The sequence below is a fragment of the Anaerococcus marasmi genome (assembly GCF_900290195.1).
GTDB classification, from domain to species: Bacteria; Bacillota; Clostridia; order Tissierellales; family Peptoniphilaceae; genus Anaerococcus; species Anaerococcus marasmi.
On sequence record NZ_OLMF01000004.1, the window covers coordinates 1,878,109 to 1,901,548 of the forward strand.

At 38.0% G+C, this 23,440-nt stretch carries 21 protein-coding genes; 17 read left to right on the forward strand and 4 right to left on the reverse strand.

The features are described from left to right. The first annotated feature begins 153 nt into the window (after nt 1-153). From C7D97_RS09400 to C7D97_RS09420, 5 genes are read left to right on the forward strand one after another with little or no spacing between them, the layout of a single operon-like run. A complete protein-coding gene (locus C7D97_RS09400; protein WP_105301774.1) occupies nt 154-1,665 on the forward strand; it encodes an ABC transporter substrate-binding protein in 1,512 nt (503 codons plus the stop codon). Next, on the forward strand, nt 1,658-2,605 hold the full coding sequence (locus C7D97_RS09405) for an ABC transporter permease (protein ID WP_105301775.1): 948 nt from the start codon (nt 1,658-1,660) through the stop codon (nt 2,603-2,605). The genes C7D97_RS09400 and C7D97_RS09405 overlap by 8 nt, the downstream gene beginning before the upstream one ends. Continuing rightward, nucleotides 2,602-3,420 carry an ABC transporter permease gene (locus C7D97_RS09410; protein ID WP_105301776.1) on the forward strand — a complete coding sequence of 273 codons (819 nt, stop codon included), beginning with the start codon at nt 2,602-2,604 and terminating at the stop codon, nt 3,418-3,420. The genes C7D97_RS09405 and C7D97_RS09410 overlap by 4 nt, the downstream gene beginning before the upstream one ends. After that, nucleotides 3,417-4,388, forward strand: a complete 972-nt coding sequence (locus C7D97_RS09415) for an ABC transporter ATP-binding protein (RefSeq protein WP_105301777.1) — start codon at nt 3,417-3,419, stop codon at nt 4,386-4,388. Before C7D97_RS09410 ends, C7D97_RS09415 begins: the two co-directional genes overlap by 4 nt. Then, nucleotides 4,381-5,154 carry an ABC transporter ATP-binding protein gene (locus tag C7D97_RS09420; RefSeq protein ID WP_105301778.1) on the forward strand — a complete coding sequence of 258 codons (774 nt, stop codon included), beginning with the start codon at nt 4,381-4,383 and terminating at the stop codon, nt 5,152-5,154. Before C7D97_RS09415 ends, C7D97_RS09420 begins: the two co-directional genes overlap by 8 nt. A gap of 119 nt (nt 5,155-5,273) precedes the next feature. On the opposite strand, the gene C7D97_RS09425 is transcribed toward C7D97_RS09420, so the two are convergent. After that, nucleotides 5,274-5,768 (reverse strand): tryptophan transporter, encoded by a 495-nt coding sequence (locus C7D97_RS09425; protein WP_105301779.1) that lies wholly within the window; start codon nt 5,766-5,768, stop codon nt 5,274-5,276. A gap of 294 nt (nt 5,769-6,062) precedes the next feature. Continuing rightward, nucleotides 6,063-7,376: an NCS2 family permease gene (locus C7D97_RS09430; protein ID WP_105301780.1), complete on the reverse strand. Its 1,314-nt coding sequence runs from the start codon at nt 7,374-7,376 to the stop codon at nt 6,063-6,065. Between the two features lie 113 nt (nt 7,377-7,489). On the opposite strand from C7D97_RS09430, the gene C7D97_RS09435 reads away from it, so the two are divergent. The 4 genes from C7D97_RS09435 to C7D97_RS09450 all read left to right on the forward strand — a co-directional run bounded on the left by C7D97_RS09435 (nt 7,490) and on the right by C7D97_RS09450 (nt 12,280). Then, the gene (locus C7D97_RS09435) at nt 7,490-8,734 is read left to right on the forward strand and encodes a hemolysin family protein (protein WP_105301781.1); all 1,245 of its coding nucleotides are present in this window, start codon (nt 7,490-7,492) and stop codon (nt 8,732-8,734) included. Nucleotides 8,735-8,744: 10 nt separating this feature from the next. Further along, entirely contained in the window at nt 8,745-10,397 is a 1,653-nt protein-coding gene (locus C7D97_RS09440; RefSeq protein ID WP_105301782.1) for a putative manganese-dependent inorganic diphosphatase, read from the forward strand. A 56-nt stretch (nt 10,398-10,453) separates the two neighbouring features. Beyond that, the gene (locus C7D97_RS09445) at nt 10,454-10,969 is read left to right on the forward strand and encodes an NUDIX hydrolase (protein WP_105301783.1); all 516 of its coding nucleotides are present in this window, start codon (nt 10,454-10,456) and stop codon (nt 10,967-10,969) included. Nucleotides 10,970-11,050: 81 nt separating this feature from the next. Beyond that, nucleotides 11,051-12,280, forward strand: a complete 1,230-nt coding sequence (locus C7D97_RS09450) for a dicarboxylate/amino acid:cation symporter (protein ID WP_105301784.1) — start codon at nt 11,051-11,053, stop codon at nt 12,278-12,280. A gap of 239 nt (nt 12,281-12,519) precedes the next feature. Here the strand turns inward: C7D97_RS09450 and C7D97_RS09455 are convergent, their stop codons facing one another. Next, a complete protein-coding gene (locus C7D97_RS09455) occupies nt 12,520-12,747 on the reverse strand; it encodes a DUF1858 domain-containing protein (RefSeq protein ID WP_105301785.1) in 228 nt (75 codons plus the stop codon). A 101-nt stretch (nt 12,748-12,848) separates the two neighbouring features. Between C7D97_RS09455 and C7D97_RS09460 the strand changes: the two genes are divergently transcribed. From C7D97_RS09460 to C7D97_RS09480, 5 genes are all read left to right on the forward strand, one after another. Continuing rightward, nucleotides 12,849-13,193 (forward strand): hypothetical protein, encoded by a 345-nt coding sequence (locus C7D97_RS09460; RefSeq protein ID WP_105301786.1) that lies wholly within the window; start codon nt 12,849-12,851, stop codon nt 13,191-13,193. A gap of 131 nt (nt 13,194-13,324) precedes the next feature. Next, a complete protein-coding gene (gene htpG / locus C7D97_RS09465; RefSeq protein ID WP_105301787.1) occupies nt 13,325-15,178 on the forward strand; it encodes a molecular chaperone HtpG in 1,854 nt (617 codons plus the stop codon). 8 nt (nt 15,179-15,186) lie between these two features. Next, nucleotides 15,187-16,569 carry an aminopeptidase gene (locus C7D97_RS09470; RefSeq protein WP_105301788.1) on the forward strand — a complete coding sequence of 461 codons (1,383 nt, stop codon included), beginning with the start codon at nt 15,187-15,189 and terminating at the stop codon, nt 16,567-16,569. Between the two features lie 90 nt (nt 16,570-16,659). Continuing rightward, nucleotides 16,660-16,896, forward strand: coding sequence for a Veg family protein (locus tag C7D97_RS09475; RefSeq protein WP_105301789.1), 237 nt, complete (start codon nt 16,660-16,662; stop codon nt 16,894-16,896). Nucleotides 16,897-16,958: 62 nt separating this feature from the next. Continuing rightward, entirely contained in the window at nt 16,959-17,789 is an 831-nt protein-coding gene (locus C7D97_RS09480; protein ID WP_105301790.1) for a PHP domain-containing protein, read from the forward strand. A gap of 63 nt (nt 17,790-17,852) precedes the next feature. On the opposite strand, the gene C7D97_RS09485 is transcribed toward C7D97_RS09480, so the two are convergent. Next, entirely contained in the window at nt 17,853-18,422 is a 570-nt protein-coding gene (locus C7D97_RS09485) for a DUF3783 domain-containing protein (protein WP_105301791.1), read from the reverse strand. 1,886 nt (nt 18,423-20,308) lie between these two features. Here C7D97_RS09485 and C7D97_RS09490 point away from each other — a divergent pair. The 3 genes from C7D97_RS09490 to C7D97_RS09500 all read left to right on the forward strand — a co-directional run bounded on the left by C7D97_RS09490 (nt 20,309) and on the right by C7D97_RS09500 (nt 23,385). Continuing rightward, the gene (locus tag C7D97_RS09490; protein WP_105301792.1) at nt 20,309-20,794 is read left to right on the forward strand and encodes a hypothetical protein; all 486 of its coding nucleotides are present in this window, start codon (nt 20,309-20,311) and stop codon (nt 20,792-20,794) included. A 214-nt stretch (nt 20,795-21,008) separates the two neighbouring features. Then, complete coding sequence (locus C7D97_RS09495) at nt 21,009-21,731, forward strand: ABC transporter ATP-binding protein (protein ID WP_105301793.1); 723 nt, start codon at nt 21,009-21,011, stop codon at nt 21,729-21,731. Beyond that, nucleotides 21,724-23,385 (forward strand): hypothetical protein, encoded by a 1,662-nt coding sequence (locus C7D97_RS09500; RefSeq protein ID WP_105301794.1) that lies wholly within the window; start codon nt 21,724-21,726, stop codon nt 23,383-23,385. Before C7D97_RS09495 ends, C7D97_RS09500 begins: the two co-directional genes overlap by 8 nt. Nucleotides 23,386-23,440: the final 55 nt, after the last annotated feature.

Genomic DNA, 23,440 nt, shown 5'->3' on the forward strand with positions numbered 1-23,440 from the left:
GTAAATAATGTTGGATAGATGCTGGTAAATTTTTTGTAATTAAATAGTCAAATCTAGGTGGTGTTTATAGCTTAAGATAAAATTTCTACCTAGATTAGCTCATATGGTTATGAATAGGGATTTGCCAACACAGAGAAAATTCTAGGAGGAATTATGAAAAAGAGAAACATATTCGTAAGCCTTGCCCTTGCAGGTCTTTTGCTTACTTCTTGCGGTAATAAGGATACGAAGGAAAATGCAGAAACTAGCGATAAGCCACTTAAAGTAGCCATGTATACAGAAATCGATTCTCTCGATCCTTTCAATGCTACTGCAGGAGATACCAAGACTATCATGGATCAAGTCTTTGATGGACTCTTCGATGTGGATGAAGATGGAAATCTAGTTCCTGACCTTTGTGAATCTTACGAGATAAGTGGAGATGGCCTTACTTATGATTTCAAATTAAAAGAAGGGGTCAAATTCCACAATGATAAGGACTTTACTGCAGATGATGTCTACTACACTTATGATATCCTAGCAGGACTAACAAGCGGAGAGCCAAAGTCTTCTAAGTTTGCCCAAATAGAATCAATGGAAGTAGTATCTCCTACAGAAATTAAAATCAAACTAAAGGAAAAATCTAATTCCTTTATTTTCTTAAATACCCAACCAATAGTTCAAAAAGACTATGAGGACAATCAGACAAAGCCAATAGGAACTGGTCCCTTCGAGTTTGTTTCCTACACACCAGGTGAGGGAATGAAGCTAAAAAGATTTGACGACTATCACAGAAAAGACCACCTTGCGAAGTTTGCTGACGTAGAGATTTTAAGAATTGCCGACAGACAAACCCTAATCATGGCCCTAAATAACAAGGACGTAGACCTTGCTACAGGACTTACTAATGATGAGCTAAGCCAAATAGAAGAAACTTGTGATATCCATTCCTTCCCACAAAACTTAGTTCAAGTCCTAGGTCTTAATAACGATGTTAAACCTTTCGATGATATGAGGGTAAGGCAAGCTATTGCCTACGCAATCGATAAGGATGAGATCATAAACACAGCAGCAGGTGGCAGGGCAAGTAAGCTTGTATCAAACTTCTCCCCAGCCCTTAAAGAATACTACAATGATATGGAAGAAAAATACCCATACAATCCAGAAAAGGCCAAGGAACTTCTAAAAGAAGCAGGTCTTGAGGATGGATTTTCTGTAAAACTAACTGTGCCAAGTGATTACAAATATCATATGGACACAGCAGAATTAATCCAAGCCCAACTAGGCAAGGTAGGAATTGATGTAACACTTGATCCAATCGAGTTTTCTACTTGGCTAAGCAAGGTATACAAGGATAAGGACTATGAGGCTACAGTTTCAGGCTTTATAGGCTATGTTGATCCAATCAGAGTAATCGATAGATATGTATCAACTAATGACAAAAACTTCATTAACTACAAGTCAGAAGCCTATGACGAGGCTATAAAGGCAGCCCAAAGTGCAGATACTGAGGAAGATATAATCCAAAATGTAAAAGAAGCCCAAGAATTTATGGCAGAAGATGCAGGATCAGTCTTCTTAACAGACCCTGACAACAACCAAGCTCTAAACAAGGACCTTACAGGACTTAAGTCCTATCCAGTACAAAAGATAAATCTAGAGGATATAGAAAAGAAAAATGACTAAAGCAATTGTAAAAAAGCTCTTGTCTATAATATTGACTTTGTTTTTTGTATCTGTCCTAATATTTCTAGTATTTCAAATAATTCCAGGTAACCCTGCCGAAATAATACTAGGAACAGAGGCAGATCCAGCCCAGATAAAGGCTCTCGAAAGGGAGCTTGGGCTTGATAAGTCAATGTTTCAAAGATATATATCCTGGATAGGAGGGCTTTTGAGATTAGATATGGGAGAAAGCCTTAAGTACAGGATGCCTGTAAGCACACTCTTTCTAAGAAAGCTTCCAGTAACCCTAACCCTAACTCTTTACTCCCTAATCCTATCGATAATAATAGCAATCCCACTTTCAATTCAAATCACCTTGAAGTCTGATAAGTGGTATTCATCAATCATTACGGCTATAACCCAACTTGGTATTTCCATACCTTCATTTTGGTTGGCCTTTTTGCTAATTTATGTATTTGCAGTAAAGCTTGATATATTTGATACCCTCTCCTACAATGCCATGGCGGGAGGCTTCTTTGAGAGACTTAAGAGCTTCTTTCTTCCTTCCCTTGCCATAGCCATACCTAATATTGCTACCATAATTAGATATATGCAGGCGGCAATCTTAGATGAAATCAACAAGGACTATGTAAGAACAGCGAGGATGAAGGGGATGACCCTTAAGGAAATCTTATACAAACACGTTCTAAAAAACGCCCTAATTCCTGTAATTACAGTAATAGGAATGAGTCTTACATCAAGTGTTGGAGGATCTTTAATCATAGAAAATGTTTTCGCCCTACCGGGGATTGGCTCTTTGATAGTAGCATCTATCTCATCGAGAGACTTTCCTTTGATCCAGTCAGTCGTAATAGCTGTGGCCTTCTTGGTAATTTTTATAAACTTCATCATAGACATAGCCTACGGCCTAATTGACCCAAGAATAAGAGGTGGAAAATGATAAAGAATAACAAAATAACAATTAATATAGGAAAATTTATCATAGGCTTCTACTTTTTAGTCTTTATCGTATCCATATTTTGGACTCCCTATGATCCAAATGCCATCGAGACTAGCCAGAAACTTTTATCTCCAAGCCTCGCCCATCCCTTTGGGACTGATAATATGGGTAGAGACATCCTATCAAGACTTATGGAAGGAAGTAAGTACGCCATAGTTCTTTCCTTTGGGACGGTAGGACTTGCCCTAATCCTAGGTTCTATTATAGGAGCTTGTGCAGGTTATTTTGGAGGAAGGGTTGACGAGATCCTCATGCGTTTTATAGATTCCCTTATGGCCTTTCCTGGAATACTTTTTGCCATGATGCTGGTATCTGTATTTGGTTCAGGCTTAATTAATACAATTTTTGCTATAGGAATCATGTCTATTCCTTATTTTGCAAGAGTTGTAAGAAGTGGCTTCCTCCAAGTTAAAAACGCCCAGTTCGTAAAATCAGCTGTAGTAAAGGGAGCAGGACCTGTCTATATAGCTATAAATCACATCATGCCTAATATCAAAAACCAAGTCATGGTTGCCATAGTCCTTTCCATATCCCAAGCCATCCTTGCAGAAAGTGGATTGTCCTACCTAGGTCTTGGAGTTAGGCCGCCAGATCCATCTTGGGGAAGGATGCTAAAGGAGAGCCAAATTTACTTTAACCAGGCCCCTTATTATTTTATAGCGACAGGAATTTGTCTAAGCCTCTTGGTTTTAGGATTTACCCTCTATGGAGAGAAGTTTAGAAATGAAAGATTAAAGGAGAAGGCAGAAAGATGAAATTATTAGAAGTAAAAGACCTTACGGTAGCCTTTCCCACAGAAAATGGGGATAAGAACGCAGTAAATCACCTATCCTTTGATCTTCATGAAAATGACTTCGTGGGTCTTGTAGGAGAAAGTGGCTGTGGCAAGACCGTTGCTACCCAAACCATCCTAGGAATCCAGGCCCAAGCGGCCTTAGTTAAGTCAGGGTCAGTTAAGCTAAGGGACATAGAAGTTCTGGGCTTAAGTGATAAGGAGTGGAAGAAGTACAGGTCACGTAACATAGCAACAGTCTTTCAAGAGCCAGGCTCCGCCCTAAATCCCTTGATGAAGGTCGGTAAGCAAATCGAAGAAGTCCTTAAGATCCACTATGATTTTGATAAGGAAAAAAGAAAGAAACTTGTCCTAGAAACTATGGAAAAATGTGGGCTAAAAGATGTAGAAAGCCTCTATAATAAGTATCCCCACGAGCTATCTGGAGGAATGCAACAAAGGATAATCATAGCTATGAGCCTTATAGCAAATCCCAATGTCCTTATAGCAGATGAGCCGACTACAGCCCTTGATGCCAAGGTCCAAGCCCAGATTATAGATCTCTTCAAAGAAATCTCTATGATCTACAAGGGAGCTATAGTTTTTATTAGCCATGACCTTAACTTAATAGAGCGAATCTCAAAGACTGTAATGATAATGTATGCGGGAAGGATTGTCGAAAGAGGGAAGACAAGCGATGTAATAGCAAATCCCCTCCATCCTTATACTAGGGCCCTCCTAAAGGCTGTGCCAAACTTTAGAAAAAGAGGAGAGAAGCTATACAATATCAAAGGCCATGTTCCAGACCTTAAAAATAGGCCTAACACAGGCTGTCCTTTCGCCGACAGATGTGACCATGTTATGGATATTTGTAGGGAAAGCTTCCCAGAAACAACGAGAGAAGGGGACCACGAGGTAAACTGTCATCTTTATGGAGGAAACAATGGATGAGATTTTAAGAATTGATCATATTACAAAAATCTTCAAGGATTCCTCCCTGCTTTTTAGGAAAAAAGATAAAGTCGCCCTAGATGATGTAAGTTTTGCTGTAAAAAAGGGCGAAATCTTTGGCCTTGTAGGAGAAAGCGGATCTGGTAAGACTACTCTGTCAAATATTATCCTAAGGCTAGTCAAAGAAACTAGTGGGTCGATTTACTTTAAGGATAAGGATATTAGTAAATTCACCAAGGAAGAGCTTAAGGAATACAGGAAAAATGTCCAAGTGGTCTTCCAAAATCCCTACCAAGCTCTTAATCCCAAAAAGACTATAGGCTTTTCCCTAAGGGAAATCCTTAAAATCCACGACCTCTATGAGGATGGAGGAGAGGAGAAGATAAGGGAAATACTTGAAGAAATCGAGATGGAAGTAGACGTCCTAGACTATCTTCCTAGTAAGCTTTCTGGAGGACAGAAACAGAGGATTGCTATAGCCGCAGCCCTTCTTATAGATCCTGAGTTTCTTATAATAGACGAGGGAGTAAGCGCACTTGATGTAAGTATCCAGGCCCAAATCCTAAATCTTATCAAAGAACTTCAAGATATCCACCAATTTACTACATTTTTCATATCCCACGACCTTAATGTAATAGCCTATCTATCAGATAGGATAGGGGTCCTCTACAATGGGAAATTGGTAGATCTCTTCAAGACAGAAGATATAGGAAAAGAAGAAAGGGCAGACTATACCAAGGAGCTTTTTAAGGCTATTAGAATTTAAGAAAATATAGACTATTCTATGAAGAAAAGATAAATTTAATATTCTAGCTTTTTTAGAGATAAATAAGCAAAACAAAACGAGGTCTTAGAAATTTGTTTCTTGGGACCTCGTTATTCTCTTCAAATCATTTTTTCTATTTTCTTGTAAGCATTCATAAGCATCAAGCCAAAAATCGAATTAACTACCATAGCTACGAGAACTACTGGAAGGGATGGGACAAATAGATTCATTTGTTTAGTTATACCTAAAGCTAGAAGCAAAAATAATACTCCGCTTAGGAGGGTGCCGAAGGCGTAGATAAAGACTGTTTGGTATTTGTTTAAGCTTTTGCCAAATTTTTGGATAAGAAAAAATATTGTTACAGCTACTATAATTTTTTCTATAAAATTTGGTATTTGTCCTCCAGGAAAGCTTGTTGTAAGAGCGCTCATTATCCCACCCGCTACTCCAATAAGGATAGCCTCCTTGATATCACCTGCTATGATAAGGGATATAAACATCATGGATAAGAGAAAGTCAGGTTTTACTCCTCCAAAGATTGGTGGGACCAAAAAGTGCATTACAAGTCCAAGTGCCATAAATATTGCCGATATAGTTAAGTTTCTAGTTTTCATAATTTCCTCCTAATAAAAAAAGCCCGCTCCATATAGGAGCGAGCATAGGCCCACGGTGCCATCCTTCTTGCCTTACTAAGGCGCTTTAGATACATACATATCCTATCCCTGTAAGGTGGGAAGACCCGCCGGCTACTAGATTCACCATTGATCTGATAGATCCATTCACAAGTTAAAATCCAGAAATTCTCATCAACCATTTCCTTTCTGTAGGTCTTTTAATCTTCTTACTACTTCTATCTACGATTATTATTGTTATAATTATAAAGCTATTTTAAACTTTTGTCAAATATTCTAGAAAAGTGGCAATAGATATCTTAGGATAAATACTAGTGAAAGTACATAAACTAGTGGTGAAACTTCCTTGCCCTTTCCTGTTAGAAGCTTAATTAGTGCATAAGAGATCATTCCAAATGATATACCTTCTGCTATAGAATATGTTAGTGGCATCATTAGGATTGTCATGAAGGCTGGGAAGGCTTCTGATATATCTGAGAAGTCAATATCCACAACTGTAGTAATCATGAATAATCCTACTGTAACTAAGGCTGCCGCTGTAGCTGAAGCTGGTATTATTGAAAATACTGGAAAGAAGAAGGCTGCAATTACAAAGCATACTGCTGTAGCAAGGGCTGTAAGGCCAGTTCTTCCACCTTCTGCAACTCCTGATGATGATTCAACGAAAGTTGTTACTGTACTTGTTCCAACCATAGATCCTAGTGTAGTTCCTATAGCATCTGATAAAAGTGCCTTTTTAATCTCTGGTAAGTTTCCATCCTCATCGAGCATATCTGCCTTAGTAGCAACTCCTGTAAGTGTTCCTAGAGTGTCGAAAATATCGACAAAGAGGAAGGAGAAGAGTACTGAGAACATTTCAAGTGAGAATACACTTGAAAAGTCTAGCTTAAAAAATACTGGTGCAATTGATGGTGGTAGACTTACTATATGAGAGTCAGGAAAGTGGGTTACGCCGAGGACTAGTGAGAGAATTGTAGATACTAAGATTCCCCATAACAAGGCTCCCTTAACCTTTCTTGCTGTAAGAACTACCATTATGATAAGTGCAAAGAAAAAGATAAATCCATTTGCATTAGTTAACTCTCCAAGAGATAGTGAGATATCGCCGACCTTTAGGATTCCTGCATTTAGTAGACCGATTTCTGCGATAAATAAACCGATACCTACTGACACTGCCTTTTTGAGGTTAATAGGAATTGAATTAAAGATAGCTTCTCTGACACCTACGAAAGATAAAAGTAAGAATATAAGGCCTTCTAAAAATACTGCTGTGAGTGCGAATTGCCAAGTTTTTCCCATTTGCATAACAACTGTGTAGGTAAAGAAAGCATTAAGTCCCATACCTGCTGATAGACCAAATGGAAGATTGGCATAAAAAGCCATAAATAGCATTGCTATCACGCTTGCGATGATAGTGCCTGTAAAAACTGCTCCGTAATCCATACCGGATTCTGATAGAATCTGAGGATTTACTGCTAGAATATATGACATGGTCATAAATGTAGTAATACCTGCCATTATTTCTGTTCTAGTGTCTGTACCATGCTTTTTTAGTTTAAAAGCTTTTTCGAAAAATGAATTTTCTGCCATTTTTTCCTCCCTTATTTATGATACACATCTATTATATACTTAAATTACATAAATTCATATTTTCCCCTTTTAATTTATTAAAATCTATCTTATAATATAATAAGGAGGACGTTTTGACTACTATCAATATAATTCAGCTGATTCTTATAATTTTGGGAGTGATGTTTTCGGCATTTTTCTCCTCATCAGAAACAGCTCTTACAAGTATTAATACATTTAAAATCAGACAAATGGAAAAAAATGGAATTAAAAACTCCCATATCCTTAAAAAATTAGTAGATAATATCACCAAGGTACTTACTACTATCCTTATTGGAAATAATATAGTAAATATTGTAACGACCACCATAGCGACCATATTTTTTACAGATGTTTTTGGACCTAAGGGTGCTGTGATTTCACCTATAATTTTAACAATAGTTGTTCTAATTTTTGGAGAAGTAACTCCCAAAAATATAGCTGCATCAAACCCAGAAAGATTATCCCTAAAGGTTGCTAAGCCTATTAGGTTTTTTAATATAATCCTAACTCCCTTATCCTTTATCCTTGGTCTAATTACAAATTCAATCGGAAAACTTTTTATAAGCGATAGTGGAGATAATGACAGAGTAACAGAAGAAGACCTTAAGACTATAGTCGATGTGTCTGAAGAGCAGGGAGTAATCAATAACGAAGAAAGCGAAATGATAAATAATGTTTTCGAATTTGGTAACTCCGATGTTTCAGATATCATGACAGCAAGGACCAATATGGAAGCTATACCAGTAGATCTTCCGATTGATGAGCTTAAGGCCTTCCTTAAAGAATCCAACCATTCTAGAATTCCTGTTTATGGCAAAAACATAGACAATATCCTAGGCATCCTTCATATGAAAGATCTGGTAAGTCATATGGTTCAGGAAAATGACCTAAGCCTTATAGATTGCATAAGACCTGCCTATTATGTCTACGACAATATGCACATCTTCGACTTATTTACAACCATGAGAGGGGAGAATCTTTCCCTTGCTATTGTAATCGATGAATACGGCGGAACAAGCGGACTTGTAACCATAGAAGATATAGTAGAAGAGCTTGTAGGAGAGATCGATGACGAATACGATTCTGCCTACGAGACTATTTATAAGATAAATGACAAGGAATATTTGGTCAATCCTTCAATCCACTTAAATGATTTCAACGACTATTTTGATACGGATCTAGAGGAGATCAAAAACGACTCTATTGGAGGTTTTGTGATTGATAATCTTTCTAGGATTCCTAACAAGGGAGATTCTATCAAAATTAACAACATGACTATCACAGTCCTTCAAGTCGACAGGTATAAAATCGAGATGCTCAAAGTAAATTTTATATAAAGGAGTTATTATGAGAGAAGTAGTTTATATCACAGGCCATAAGAATCCAGATACAGATTCTATAATGAGTGCCTTAGCCTATGCTGACCTTAAGAACAGACTCGGTGAAGTCAAGGCAATTCCAATTAGATTAGGCAAGCTCAACCCAGAAAGTAAGTTTGTCCTAGACTATTTTGGCCTTAAGCCACCAAAGCTTAAGGAATCGATCAAGCTTCAAGTCAAAGACCTTGATATTGATAAGGGTAATATCATAGACCCTTCTATTGCTATAAGGTCTGCTTGGGAAATCTTCCAAAAGGGAGATGCCAACTCGCTTTCTGTTGTCGATGCTAATGGGAAAATTGCAGGAATCGCATCTCTTTCTAACATCACCCGTGCCTATATGGACGTTTGGGATGACAAGATTTTGGGAAGGAGCAAGACTCCAATCGATAATATAATAGACGTACTTGCCGCCAAAATCATCAACCTACCAGAAAATACAAGGGCCTATGATGGAAAGATGACAGTCTTTGCCATGAATGATGAGGATGGAGAGACTTTGGATGAAGTTTTCCTCGAAGGAGATATTATTATCTCAGGTAACAGGGAAGATTATTATGAATATATTCTAAATAAGAAAATCGCCCTCCTAATCCTAACCCATGGGGCAGAGATGAATGATGAAATGGTTGAACTTGCCAGGAAAAATGAAGTCGCAGTCCTATCTACAGAATACAATTCTTTTATGACAGCTAGACTTCTGCCAATGACTATTCCAGTTAGCCACGTTATGACTACAGATAATCTAATTTATTTTACTGAGGATGATAATCTAGATACAGTAAGAGATGCCATGGCCAAGTCAAGATTTAGGTCATATCCAGTAGTGGACTCAACAAAAAGAGTCGTAGGATCTGTATCAAGATACCATCTTATCTCATCTGATAAGAAGAAATTGATCCTAGTAGATCACAACGAGAGAAACCAATCAATCGAGGATATAGAAGAAGCAGAAATCCAAGAGATAATCGACCACCACAGGGTAGCCAATATCTTAACTACAGGGCCAGTATTCTTTAGGGCAGAGCCAGTAGGGTCAACTGCAACCATAATATCTGAGATGTATCTAGAAAGTGGAATCAGACCAAGCAAGGAAATTGCAGGGATTCTTTGTGCTGCTATGATTTCCGACACACTTTTGTTTAGGTCTCCAACAACAACAGATACCGATAGGAGAATTCTAGATAGGATGAGTAAGATTGCCGACATTAATCCAGAGGAGTTTGCCGATAAGATGTTCAGAGCAGCAACTTCCCTAAAGGGAAAATCCGCCAGCGATTTGGTAGAAGGAGATGTAAAGACCTTCAATATAGCAGGAGAGGACTTTAGAGTTGGTCAAGTTATGACAATGAATCCAGAAGAGCTCCTTCCAATTATGGATGAGCTAAAAGACTTGATGGATAAGAAAATCAAATCCAAAAACGAATCTACCTTCGTCCTAGTCCTTACAGATATCTTTAACGAGAGAAGTGAGCTTCTTGTAGTAGGAGAACATTTCGATTCTATAAAAGACGAATTTGGAGAAATCACAGACAAGGGCACTATCAACGCACCAGGTGTCCTAAGTCGTAAGAAACAAGTAATACCAAGAATAACAGCAGCTGTAATGGCTGACAAATAGATATGTCCTAGGCTGATTCTCACTAGAGGATAGGCCTAGGTTTTTTGCGAGGAAAAATGGAAATATTAGACTTATATGATGAAAACAGGATAAAGACAGGTGGGACCTACATAAGAGGGGAGAAGATGCCTGAAAATACCTTTAGGCTCATAGTTCATTTATTGATATATGATGATTGGGGTAATCTTCTCATCCAGAAAAGACAAAAGACAAAGTCTATGGCAAACTTGTGGGACATCACTTGTGGAGGAGCAGCAAGCGCTGGAGAGACCAGCAAGGAAGCTATAGCTAGAGAGCTTAGAGAAGAGCTAGGTATTAACTTAGATTTTACAAATACGAGACCCATCATCACAGCCAACTTCAAATATGGCTTCGATGATTTCTACCTAGTAAGGAAAAATATAAATCTAGATGAAGTAAGTCTCCAGGAAGAAGAAGTAGCTGCTTGTAAGTGGGCAAACTTTGATGAAGTAATGGATCTTATGGAAAGGGAGAGATTTGTAAGATACAAGAAAAACTTTATCAAGCTTCTCTTTGACTTAAATTCCGATATGAGAGTAGTAGAAATCTAGGAAAATTAAGAGAAAATTCGCTAACAAATTGCAAAGTAAATATATTTTATGATATATTTATAAGAAGAAAAGGAGGAACATATGTCAGAAAAGAAAGTGAAAAAGAAATCGAATCTTACAAGAAACATCCTAATCGCCCTAGTCTCGGCGGTTATCCTAGGTCTATTACTGCAAAGTAAGGCAGAGATTTTAAATCAGTATATCAAACCCTTCGGTGATATATTTTTAAATCTAATCAAATTTATAGTAACTCCGATAGTATTTTTCTCAATCATTGGAGGAATTGTCTCCATGAGAGATATCAAAAAGGTCGGAGAAGTCGGAATTTTTACCATAGTTTATTATTTCCTAACCACATCCTTTGCCATAGTGATAGGACTTGGCTTTGCCAATTTATTTAAGAAAATATTTCCAGTAATAGCTACGACCAACTTGGAATATGAAGTTGGAGAGCAAGTTTCCTTTATGGATACCCTAGTAAACATCTTTCCTAAAAACTTCCTAAGCCCGATGGTAGAAGCTAATATGCTCCAGATAATCGTAGGGGCAATGATTGTTGGTTTTTCTATCCTACTTATCAAAAAAGAAAGCCAAGCTAAGGCCATTGATGGAGTTGATGTCTTAAATGAAATATTTATGAAGGCAATGGAATTAATCCTAAGCCTATCGCCAATAGGTGTATTTTGCTTGCTCGTTCCAGTAATAGCAGAAAATGGTGCAATGATTATAGGATCTCTCGCATCAGTATTGCTTGTAGCCTATCTTGCCTATCTCCTACATGGACTTGTAGTCTACTCATTTACCATAAAGACCTTGGCTAAAATGAGCCCTATTGAGTTTTTCAAGGGCATGGCACCAGCTATAATGTTTGCCTTCTCATCAGCATCTTCAGTAGGAACTATTCCAATCAACATCAAATGCTGCGAAGAGCTTGGAGCAGATCATGACGTAACAAGCTTCGTCCTACCCTTAGGAGCTACTATAAATATGGACGGAACAGCAATCTACCAGGGAGTGTGCGCAGTATTTATCGCTTCTTGTTATGGAATCGACCTAACACTTGGCCAGATGATAAATATAGTTCTTACAGCAACGCTCGCATCCATAGGAACAGCAGGAGTTCCAGGAAGCGGAATGATAATGCTTGCTATGGTCCTTCAATCAGTAGGTCTTCCAGTAGAAGGAATCGCCCTAGTAGCAGGAATCGATAGGATATTTGACATGGGAAGAACTACCCTAAATATCACAGGAGATGCAACTGCTGCTATAATAAATACCGAAAGACTTAGAAGAAAAGGGAAAATTGCATAAAAAAAGGGGCAGTTGCAAAACTATGAATAATCATCGTACCATCGTTAGAAGGTTCTCTTAGGGAATTTTACCTCTGCTGGCCGGTGGGCCTATTGGCGCCTGCCGGCTGATGGAGGCGGTTAGCCTGTCGGCTTATTGAGACTTTCCGTGGAGGTTCTTCTAACGATAATGGTACGATTTATTCATTCTGCAATAGCCCCTTCAAATAAATAAATCCACCTTCAGGGGTGGATTTACTTTTATTTATTCAATTCTTCAAGTAGGTAGTCGCAATCCATTCCGTGTACCATGCAAGCTTCTTCGAGGCTTTCATAGAGGGAAGATGGACATGCGATACAACCCATTCCTGCCATCAAAAGTGTATTGATAGCTTCAGGTTTTATTTGAATTATCTCGCCTATAATCATATCACGAGTGATTTTCTTTTCACTAGTTTTATCAGTTGTTTTATTTTCTTCTAAAGCCATATAGACCTCCTTCTTGCTAGTATTATTTTACTACAAAAACAAAACGATTCAAAGTGTTTTACTAGGGATTGATTTATTATATAATAAATATAGGAGGAAATATGGACAAAAAGAAAAAAATATTAGAAGATATAAGCGAAGATAGGAAGAAGCTTTTTAGGATAAATGAAGAGATAGAAGGATTAAATAAGGAAGTTTCCTTTTGGAAGATTTTCCTTTTCCCATTGCTGATTTCTCTTATAGTCTTTTTACTAGCAGGGCAAATGGGATTAAGTGATGGACAAAAGATCGGGATTTTTATTATAACTTTTGCCCTAGCCTTGATTCTTCTTACGAGAAGGTCTAAAAAGATTATTAGCCAAGAGAAGGAAATCTTGATTGAGAAAAGAAAAAATATCCAACATGAGATCTTTGAAAAGACTAAGAGATTAAGAGAGGATGAGTAAGAGTAAGCTAAAGAAATTTCTCTAAGGCTATTTTGCTATATTAGTGATATCGGCTAGGCTTTTGGATTGAAAAATCGCAAGAGCTTAGTATAATATTAGCAGTCAGATACAAAGAGTGCTAAGGAGGATAAATGAAAAAAGAATTTAAAGCTGAAGCCAAAAAAGTAATGGATCTTATGATCAACTCCATCTATACAAACAAGGAAATCTTCCTAAGAGAGTTGATATCCAATGCTTCAGACGCACTAGATAAATTATATTACAAGGATTTAAAAAGCGATAATTCTACCGACAAGAGTGATTATTATATAGAACTAATTCCAAACAAGGATGAAAGAAGCCTAACCATCAGGGATACGGGAATTGGTATGAATGAGACCGACCTTACAGAAAATCTCGGAACAATTGCCAAATCTGGTACAGAAGCCTTCAGAAAATCAGTTGAGGATTCAGATATCAAGGACCTCATAGGCCAATTCGGTGTAGGATTTTACTCTGCCTTTATGGTAGCAGATAAGATCGAAGTTCTTACTAAAAAGTTCGGCGAGGATGAGGCTTACTTGTGGGAGTCAGTAAATGCAGAATCTTACGAGATCAAGGAAGCGACTAAGGAAGGTCACGGAACTGATATCAAGCTTTTCTTTAAGGAAAATACAGAAGATGACAACTACGATGACTTCCTCGACCAATATAGGATTAAGTCTCTTGTAGAGAAATATTCTAACTACATCAGATACCCTATAAAGATGCTTGTAACAAAGACAAGGCAAAGCGAGGATTCTACAGAAGATGAACCTAAATATGAAGATTACAAAGACTATGATATCCTAAATTCCAACGAGCCAATCTGGAAAAAGAAAAAGACCGACCTTAAGGATGAGGATTATATTAACTTCTACAGGGAAAGCCACTATGGTTTTGATGAGCCACTTTCCTGGGTACACTTCGCAGTTGAAGGTCTAGTAAGCTTTAAGGCTCTCTTATATATACCAAAGAAGGCTCCATTTGACTTCTACTCCAAAGATTACAAGAAGGGGCTTGAGCTATACTCCCACGGGGTCAAGATTATGGATAGGTCAGAAGACCTCCTAGATGACAGCTTCTCTTTTGTAAAGGGTGTGGTAGACAGTGATGATATTAGCCTAAATATCTCAAGAGAGACCCTCCAACAAGACCGCCAAGTTAGACTTATTGCTAAGCAAATCAACAAGAAGATCAAACAAGCCCTAGAAGACTTGATGAAAAATGACAGGGAAAAATACGAGACCTTCTTTAAGGAATTTGGCAATAGCCTAAAGGTAGCAATCTATGAATCATATGGAGCAAATAAGGCTGATCTTGAAGATCTCTTGCTCTTTAATTCAAGAAAGGAAGATAAGCTAATAAGTCTAGCTGAGTATAAGGAAAATATGAAGTCTACTGATGAAGAAATCCTCTACGCAGTGGGAGATAATCTCGAAAAGATTAAGAACTCCCCAGCCCTAGCTCTAGTAGATCAAGATAAAGATGTCCTTCTCCTAGATGAAAAGCTAGATGAATTCCTAATCAAGATGCTAAAAGACTACAAGGACCTTCCTTTCAAATCAATCAACCAAGAAGAAGAAAAAGAAAGTGAAGAAAAGGACGAAGCCCTTACCAAACTAGTAGACTTTGTTAAAGAAAATACCCCGGAAGATGTAGTAGATGTAAGATTTACTGACAAACTTGCTGACCTACCATCAATGATCAAGCAAAGGGGAGAAGTCTCAATCGAGATGGAAAAGACCTTGAAGGACCAACCACAAGCCATGGGCATCAAGGCAGACAAGGTACTTGAGATAAACAAAGGGACCAAAGCCTTTGATATCCTAAAAGAAAATATGGATAAGGATGAGGATAAGGCAAAGATGATTGTAAATCTCTTATTAGATCAAGCAAGACTAATGGAAGGCCTAGAAATAGATGACCCAGTAGCCTATACTAAAAATATATGGAAATTAATTTAGGAGAAATAATGGAATACAAAAGAAAAAATGTTTGGTTAAACATTGACCAAGCCAAAAAAGACGAGCTAGAAAACTTTTCTTCCGACTACATGGACTTTATGAATAAGTCCAAGACAGAAAGGCTCGCAGTAAAAGAAATCGTAAAAAGGGCAGAAGAAGCTGGCTTTAGAAATATAGACGAGGTCATAGAAGAAGGAAGGCTTGAAGCAGGAGATAAGGTCTATGCCATAAATAGGCAAAAGGCCGTAGCCCTTTTCGTAATCGGAAGCGAGGACTTCGAGGCTGGAATGAATATTGTAGGAAGCCACCTGGATAGCCCAAGACTTGACCTAAAGCCTGTTCCTCTTTACGAATCAAAAAACATAGCCTACCTTAAGACCCACTATTATGGAGGAATCAAAAAATACCACTGGATCAATATTCCCCTAGCCCTCCATGGTGTAGTATACAATAAGGATGGCGAGAAAATCGAAGTATCTATTGGAGAAGAAGCAGATGAGCCAGTATTTTTCATCTCAGAGCTTCTAGTTCACCTTTCCAAAGACCTAAACCAAAAAAAGGCAGCTGAAGTTATAGAAGGCGAACAATTAAATATCATGGTTGGATCAATCCCATTAGAAGATGAGAAGGATAATCCAGTTAAGAAAAACATCCTACAAATCTTAAATGATAAATACAATATAGAAGAAGAGGACTTCCTCACAGCAGAATTTGAAGTAGTTCCTGCAGATAAGGCAAGACTAGTTGGTCTAGATTCATCAATGATTATGGCCTACGGTCACGACGATAAGGTATGTGCCTACACTTCCCTTCGTGCTATTTTGGAAAGTGAAAATCCTAAAAAGACCCTAGTGGGACTATTTGTCGACAAGGAAGAGATAGGTTCAGTAGGAGCTACAGGAATGAGCTCACAATTTTTCGAAAACACTGTAGTTGAGCTTATGAACCTAAGAGGGGGAGTAGATCTTGTAAGCTTTAAAAGAGCTATGAAAAACTCAAAAGTCCTCTCAGCAGACGTAACGCTTGCAGAAGATCCAAACTTCCTCGAAGCTACAGAAGAAAATAACACTGCCAAACTCGGTCACGGAGTTTGTCTAACTAAATATACAGGAGCAAGAGGTAAGGGTGGATCAAACGACGCCGACGCAGAGTTCCTCCAAGAAGTAAGACTTGCCTTCGATAAGGGAGAAGCTATTTGGCAAACAGGAGAGCTAGGAAGAATCGATCAAGGTGGTGGCGGAACCATAGCCTACATCCTCGCAGAATACGGCATGCAGGTAGTAGACTGCGGAACACCAGTAATCTCCATGCACGCTCCACTAGAGCTTGTAAGCAAAGCCGATGTTTACGAGACTTACAGAGCCTACAAATCTTTCTACGAAAATATTTGACAAGGTCACTAAAGAGCGTATAATTATAAATTTGACATTACTTATGATTCATAGTATAATAGTACTCATAACGAATGAGAGGATGATTAAATGGCACATAAATCAGTTCAAGATATTAGAGATGAAGTAAGAAGTAATGTGGGTAAGGAAGTTATTCTCAAAGCAGATATGGGAAGAAAAAGAATCAAAACTAAGACTGGTGTCATAGTTAATGCCTTCCCAAGCGTGTTTACAGTTCGAGTTAACAATGATTTCGATGTAGAAAGGACAGTGTCCTACACTTATTCAGATATATTGACATCAACAGTTAAACTCGTAGCTAATTAAAGATTAGACCTTGTTGCATGATTGCACAGGGTCTTATTTTTATGATTTATAAAGGAGAAAAAATGAAAGAAATATATGCAGACCTACACTCCCATACTAACCACTCTGATGGACTCTTGGAAATAGAAGAGCTTCTAAAGCTTGCGAAGAAAACTCAAATCGAAGTCCTTGCCATAACAGATCACGATACGACAGACCAGTATGAAGAAATAAGAGAAAAGGCAAAAGAAATTGGCATAAAAACAATCAAGGGAGTCGAGATAAGCTGCTATGATTATGAAGTAGACAAAAAAGTCCATATAGTAGCCCTCTTCCTTCCTGATAAGACCCCTCATATAGACAAAGTCTGCAAGGCTTTTCTAGAAAAAAGAGGTGCCAATCACAGGAAATTAATAAAAGACTTACAAGATAAAGGCTATGACATAGACTATAAGGCATGCAAGAAGTTCTCACCATATTCGATAGTCTTTAAGTCTAATATCCTTGAGGCTCTTAATGAAAGATATCCAGAAGAAGACTTTACCTTCAAGGAAGTCTTCGGTTCAATGAAAGATAAAAAGAAAAACCTAGAAATGGGCTATATAGATGTAGAAGATGGAATAAGAGCAGCCCTAGCCGATGGAGCAATTCCCATCCTTGCCCATCCCTGCCAGTACGAAAACTACCCAGAAGTCGAAAAATACGTTTCTTTTGGCCTAAGGGGAATAGAAATATCCCACAGACTAATGAAAGAAGAAGACTTTGAACTAACAAAAGACCTGGCAGAAAAGTATGATCTCATTGGTTCAGGAGGATCTGACTTTCACGACCCAGCAAAACACAAGCTAGGAGACTTTGGCCTAAGCAAGGAAGAATTCGATAGGCTTCTAGAAAAGTCAGGAAAGAAATTATAAATAAAATTGTTCACAAAAAAGGTAATCCAGAAATATTCCTGAGATTACCTTTTAATTTATCTATTATTCATTTTCCTTCTCTACTCTTAGGGTTTCGTCTAGGAGGGTTAGGTAGTATTTTTTGGCTGTTTCTATTTCAAAGATTGAAGAGTCGTTGAAGTAGTCGCCAATTTCTCCTATTAGTTTGGTGATTTTTTCATCTTCTCCGTATTTGTCGGCGAGGGTTTCTGATTTTTCTATAAGTTGGTTAATCTTATAGATTAGTCCCATGGTCTTGGCTTCTCTGTCGTTTTCCTTGAGAAGTTCCCTTAGGGTCCATTTTACGTTGTTTTCTGTAATACCTGCCTTATGTTGAACACTTGCATTATTTTCTCTTAGGGTATCTAGAAGGTCGAAAAGCTCTTCGTTTTCGAAGCCATTAAATAAGGTAAAGTCAAAGTCTAGATCGTAATCGTCATCAGTAACTTCCTTTTTATCTCCGCTAAAACCCTCGATGCCTAGAAGGTGACCTATTGTATAGTCCAGATCATTTTTTCCCACTTCGATTATCTCTATGTCATTTTCCTCAGCGATTTTCTTAAATCTATCGTATTTATCCATATCTATAGGATTGTAAAATAAAATTTCTGCCATATTTACCTCTCTTCTTATTATATATCATAAGTATACTAATATGGGAGGAATAAGACAAATTATAGGATTTTGTTACAGTGTAAACTATCTATGATCTTACTCGAGAAAAGCCCGTCCGGCTCGTGGAGGACAAGCCCGTCCGGCTAATAGAGGACTGGAGAAATCTCACGCCATTCGTCGTTCTTTTGACCTTTTTTTCTAAGAAACAAAAAGTCACTGCACTATTTGTTTTTCAGACAAACAGTGGCCCAACAGGAGGGCAACCTTACCTCGACATTCCCTTTCCCTTGCTTCGACCGAACGGAGTGAGTGGAGAAGCCTTTCGAGGAATAGTAAAATTATAATTCTTCTAATCCTAGAATTGCAGCAATTCACACAATTACCGCCATCTCGAACGAATGTGAGAGATCTACAGTCTATGATGACATTTGTATAAAAGAGTTTAAGTTATCTACGAAAATACACACCTAACAAAATCAAAGATCAAACACGTCCCAAAGTTCTGTAGACCTCTCGTCGCTTCCCTGTGGAAGCTCTGTCGAGGTGGAGGGTGGGGAAAGAGATGTCTCGACTACGCTCGACACTAGGTAGGAGAAAGAAAACAAAGTTTTCTAGGAAGTATTAGAACGCCATTCGTCGTTCTTTTGACCTTTGTTTCTAAGAAACAAAAGTCACTACACTATTTGTCTTTCAGACAAACAGTGGCCCAACAGGCGGGCAACCTTGCTTCGACCAACGTGGAGAAGCCTCCTTAGAAATAGTAAAAGTATAATTCTTTTAATGATCATAGTTATTGCGACTCACACCTTTACGCCATCTCTAATGGAATTGTCATAGTGAGCATAGCGAACTGATGAAACTCCTTAATCGAGGCTTGGCGAGGTGAAGGTCTTTGACCTGAGCCCGCAAGCTACCGTCGAACGAATGTGAGAGATCTACAGTCTATGATGACATGTGGATAATAGAGCTAATATTATTATGAAATCCAATAAGATGTCTCGACTACGCTCGACACTAGGGAGGTGAAAGAAAACATAGTTTTCTAGGAAGTATTAGAACGCCATTCGTCGTTCTTTTGACCTTTGTTTCTAAGAAACAAAAGTCACTACACTATTTGTCTTTCAGACAAACAGTGGCCAAACAGGCGGGCAACCTTGCTTCGACCAACGTGGAGAAGCCTCCCGAGAAATAGTAAAAGTATAATTTTTTTAAGCCTATAATTATAGTTGTTCACACAATTATCGCCATCTCTAATGGAGTTGTCACAGTGAGTATAGCGAGCTGATGAAACTCCTTAATCGAGGCTTGGCGAGGTGAAGGTCTTTGACCTGAGCCCGCAAGCTACCGTCGAAGGAGGAACGACTGAGAGATCTACAGTCTATGATGACAAGTGGATAAAAAGGTTTATGTTATCTACGAAAATACACACCTAACAAAATCTAAAATCAAACATGTCCCAAAGTTCTGTAGACCTCTCGTCGCTTCCCTGTGGAAGCTCTGTCGAGGTGGAGGGGAGGAAAAGATGTCTCGACTACGCTCGACATAAGGGGTAAGAAAACAAAGTTTTCTCTCTTCTTCCCTTGCTTCGACCGCAGTGGAGAAGCCTCATGCAATTATCTAGATCAAACAATTCAGTATGAATAATGAGAATAAACTCAAATAGTAATTTCACCATCTCGACAGAGCGAAGCGACGAGAGATCTACAGTCTATGATGACATGTTGATAATAGAACTAATATAATCTATGAAATCCAAGGAGAGATCTTATCGTGACGATGAACAAAATCAAAGATAAAATTGAAAATATCCTATGAAGACCTTTGACAAACTATATATTTTCCCTCACTTGGGTATAAATAAATTAAGAATCTATACGGAGGAAATTATGATTGAAGAAAAATTAGATGAACTTTATAAAAGACAGGTCGAAGTTGATAAATATATAAAAGATGCGAGAAAAATTTATAATGATATCTTGATATCTTCAAGAAGAGTGGGAAAAAGCTCAGATTTTACAGGAAAGAAATTCCTTAGGGGAAATATCGTGGGAGACTTACTAAGGGCAAACAAGAATCATAATGCCAACAAGTCCATTGGAAGAATACAAGAAGAACTACTTGATTTTCACTCAAATCTTCTCCTATTTGATGAAAAGTTAGCAAATAAGCTTTATCTTCCATCAAAGGTTAGCGAGTATTCGAGAATTAACGGTAAGGTAAGCGACATAGCCTTTAGATACAAGCTTAGGAAAAAGGAAGTAGATATAAGTAAGTCTGCTAGGTCAGTCCAAAAGGTCCTAATGAGACTTTTGTCTGAGAAGAGAAAAATCGCCTACGATATTAGAAAGATCAAGGAATACAAGGATTTATAGAAGATAGGGACTTATATATTATAAGGGTGGTGGGATAGGATTTGGTTCAAATCTCGCCGCCCTTTTTCTATTATGGCCTATTTATAGAAAAGTAGCTTGAGCTAATATTTATCTAGAAGATAAGATTTAAGATAAATAATCAATGTTTTACAAGCTTACGATATATATGTTACTATTAAATAAGTTAGAAGTTGGAAATTAGAAAGGAGTAATAATGATTGAAGTTTCGAATTTTTCAAAGATTTATTCCAACGGAAAAAAGGCCGTTGATGATATTTCTTTTACTGTCAATGATGGAGAGATATTTGGATTCTTAGGTCCAAATGGAGCAGGTAAGTCTACTACTATAAAAAGCATCGTAGGAATCAATTCAAAAACAAGTGGTAAGATTAGCATAAATGGCAAGACTTTAGAAGAAGATGCCAAGGCTTACAAGAGCGAGTTTTCCTATGTGCCTGATAACCCGGACCTTTTCGAGAACTATTCAGGCAATGAATATATTAACTTCGTCTCAGATATCTACGGCATAGATAGTAAGACCAGAAAGGAAAGGCTTGATTATTATCTAGAGTATTTTGACCTAAAGGATGCCATGGACAATCAGATTTCAAGTTATTCTCACGGTATGGCCCAAAGGCTTGCCCTAATCGGAGCTTTGATCAATGATCCTCCTGTAATCTTCCTAGATGAGCCAATGGTAGGTCTTGATGCCAAGTCCGCCTACAATCTCAAACAGATTTTAAGAGAAAGAGCTGCGGCAGGAAAAATTGTCTTCTTCTCAACCCACGTTATGGAAATTGCCCAAGAGCTTTGCGATAGGATTGCCATTATCAACAAGGGCAAGATCATCACAGTCGGAACCTTCGATGAGATAAAACACGCCGCCAACAGAGAAGGCTCGCTTGAAGAAATTTTCTTGGAGCTTACTGATGAATAATATAAAGACTATTACAAAATACGCCTTCAAGGAACAGTTCTTCCCATATTTTCCATCAAAGAAAATAGCGGGCATGCCCAAAAACTATCTGGGAAGGCTCCTTAGTCTTATCTGGTCCTATTTGTTCTTTGGCTTTATCTTCTACCTTGTCATGGGAGCATCTGTCAAGGTCTTTGTAGAAAGTGGGAATGATACTATGTACTTTACGGTCTTTGCCATGCTAATGACTGTAATAGTCCTTCTCCTTCACGGAGCTAAGATTTACTCGGACTTTTTTACAGAAAAGTCTATAGCAAACTATCAAACCATGCCAATAACTGAGGGTGAACTTTTCCTAGGAAAGATTTTTGGAGGGGTCTTATCATTTTTCGACTACTTCCTATTCTTCCTAATGGGGCTTTTCCTCTACTTTTCTGCTGTTGGATTTGACCTAGGGGCCCTCCTTCTTGGAATAATCAACTTCTTTCCAATGATTCTAATCCCTTATAGTATTCTTGCTATAATATTATTAATCATCAAGAAGTTTACCAACGTCAACAGGCACAAGAAGCTTTTCAAAAACTTGGGCTATGTCTTGATGTTTGCTATCATAGGAGTAATCTACTATTTTTCCTTTAAGTCAGGACAGTCTGGAGATAGTTTCGATAAGTTTGCAAATGGAATGGTAGATGCTGCTAATAAAAACCAAGCTGTGTCCAATATCTTCTTCCAGGCCAAGCTATTTGGTCTATCCCTAACAGGAGGAGTCGGTCAGAGAATACTTTCGACCATAGTGCTTTTAGCCCTAGCGGGCCTAATCACATTTATTGCTTATAAATTAGCAAGTAAATTCTACTACAAGTCAGTTTTTGAAAATACTGTAACAGAAGAAACTAGCCAAAAGATTAAGAAAGATAAGAAGAGAAAACCAGTAGGTCTAGAACAAAAAGGCCAGGTCATGGCCATAGCCAAGAGAGACCTAAGGATTATGACAAGCAATCTAATGTTTCTCTACACACCAATCCTTATGGCTATGATCTTTACTATCCTTCCTCTTACCCAAGGAAGAGATATAGTAGGAGAAATTGGCTATGAGAATATCTTTAGCCCAGTGGCTAAGTTTTACTTCTTCGCAATAGCCTTTGCGGCAGGCCTTATGATTTGGATAAATGGGGCGCCGACTTCCAATTCTCTCTCAAGAGAAGGAAAGGGATTTTTCCTAATCCAAACCCTACCGGTTGATCCCAAAAGCCATATGAAGGCAAGGCTCTTATCAGCCATGGCTATAGCCTGTCCAATCAATCTTATCATGACCCTAATCATAGGAGTGATTCTAAAATTAGGATTTGTAAATTCCCTAATGATTTTCCTAGGCCTAAGCCTAGCAGCCCTAGCAGCAAACATAGTGGGCTTACTACTTTCAACAATAGGAATAAATACCACTTGGCAAAATCCTAAGGAGCTAATGCAAGGTGGAGCGAGATTTATAATCTACTATATCATAAGCTTTGTAGTAATAATAGCCCTAGTAATACTTACCGTAGTCTTGATGAATGTAAGTGATGGCAAGGTCCTTATAGGAATAGGGGTACCTGTCCTAATAGTAATAGCCCTAACAGCAATCTTCTATGGGCTAGCTTATAAGAGATACAAAAAGGGCTTTATGGATGTTTAAAATCAAATAAATACAGTAGCGTTCTAGTGAATAGAACGCTATTTTTATGCTTATT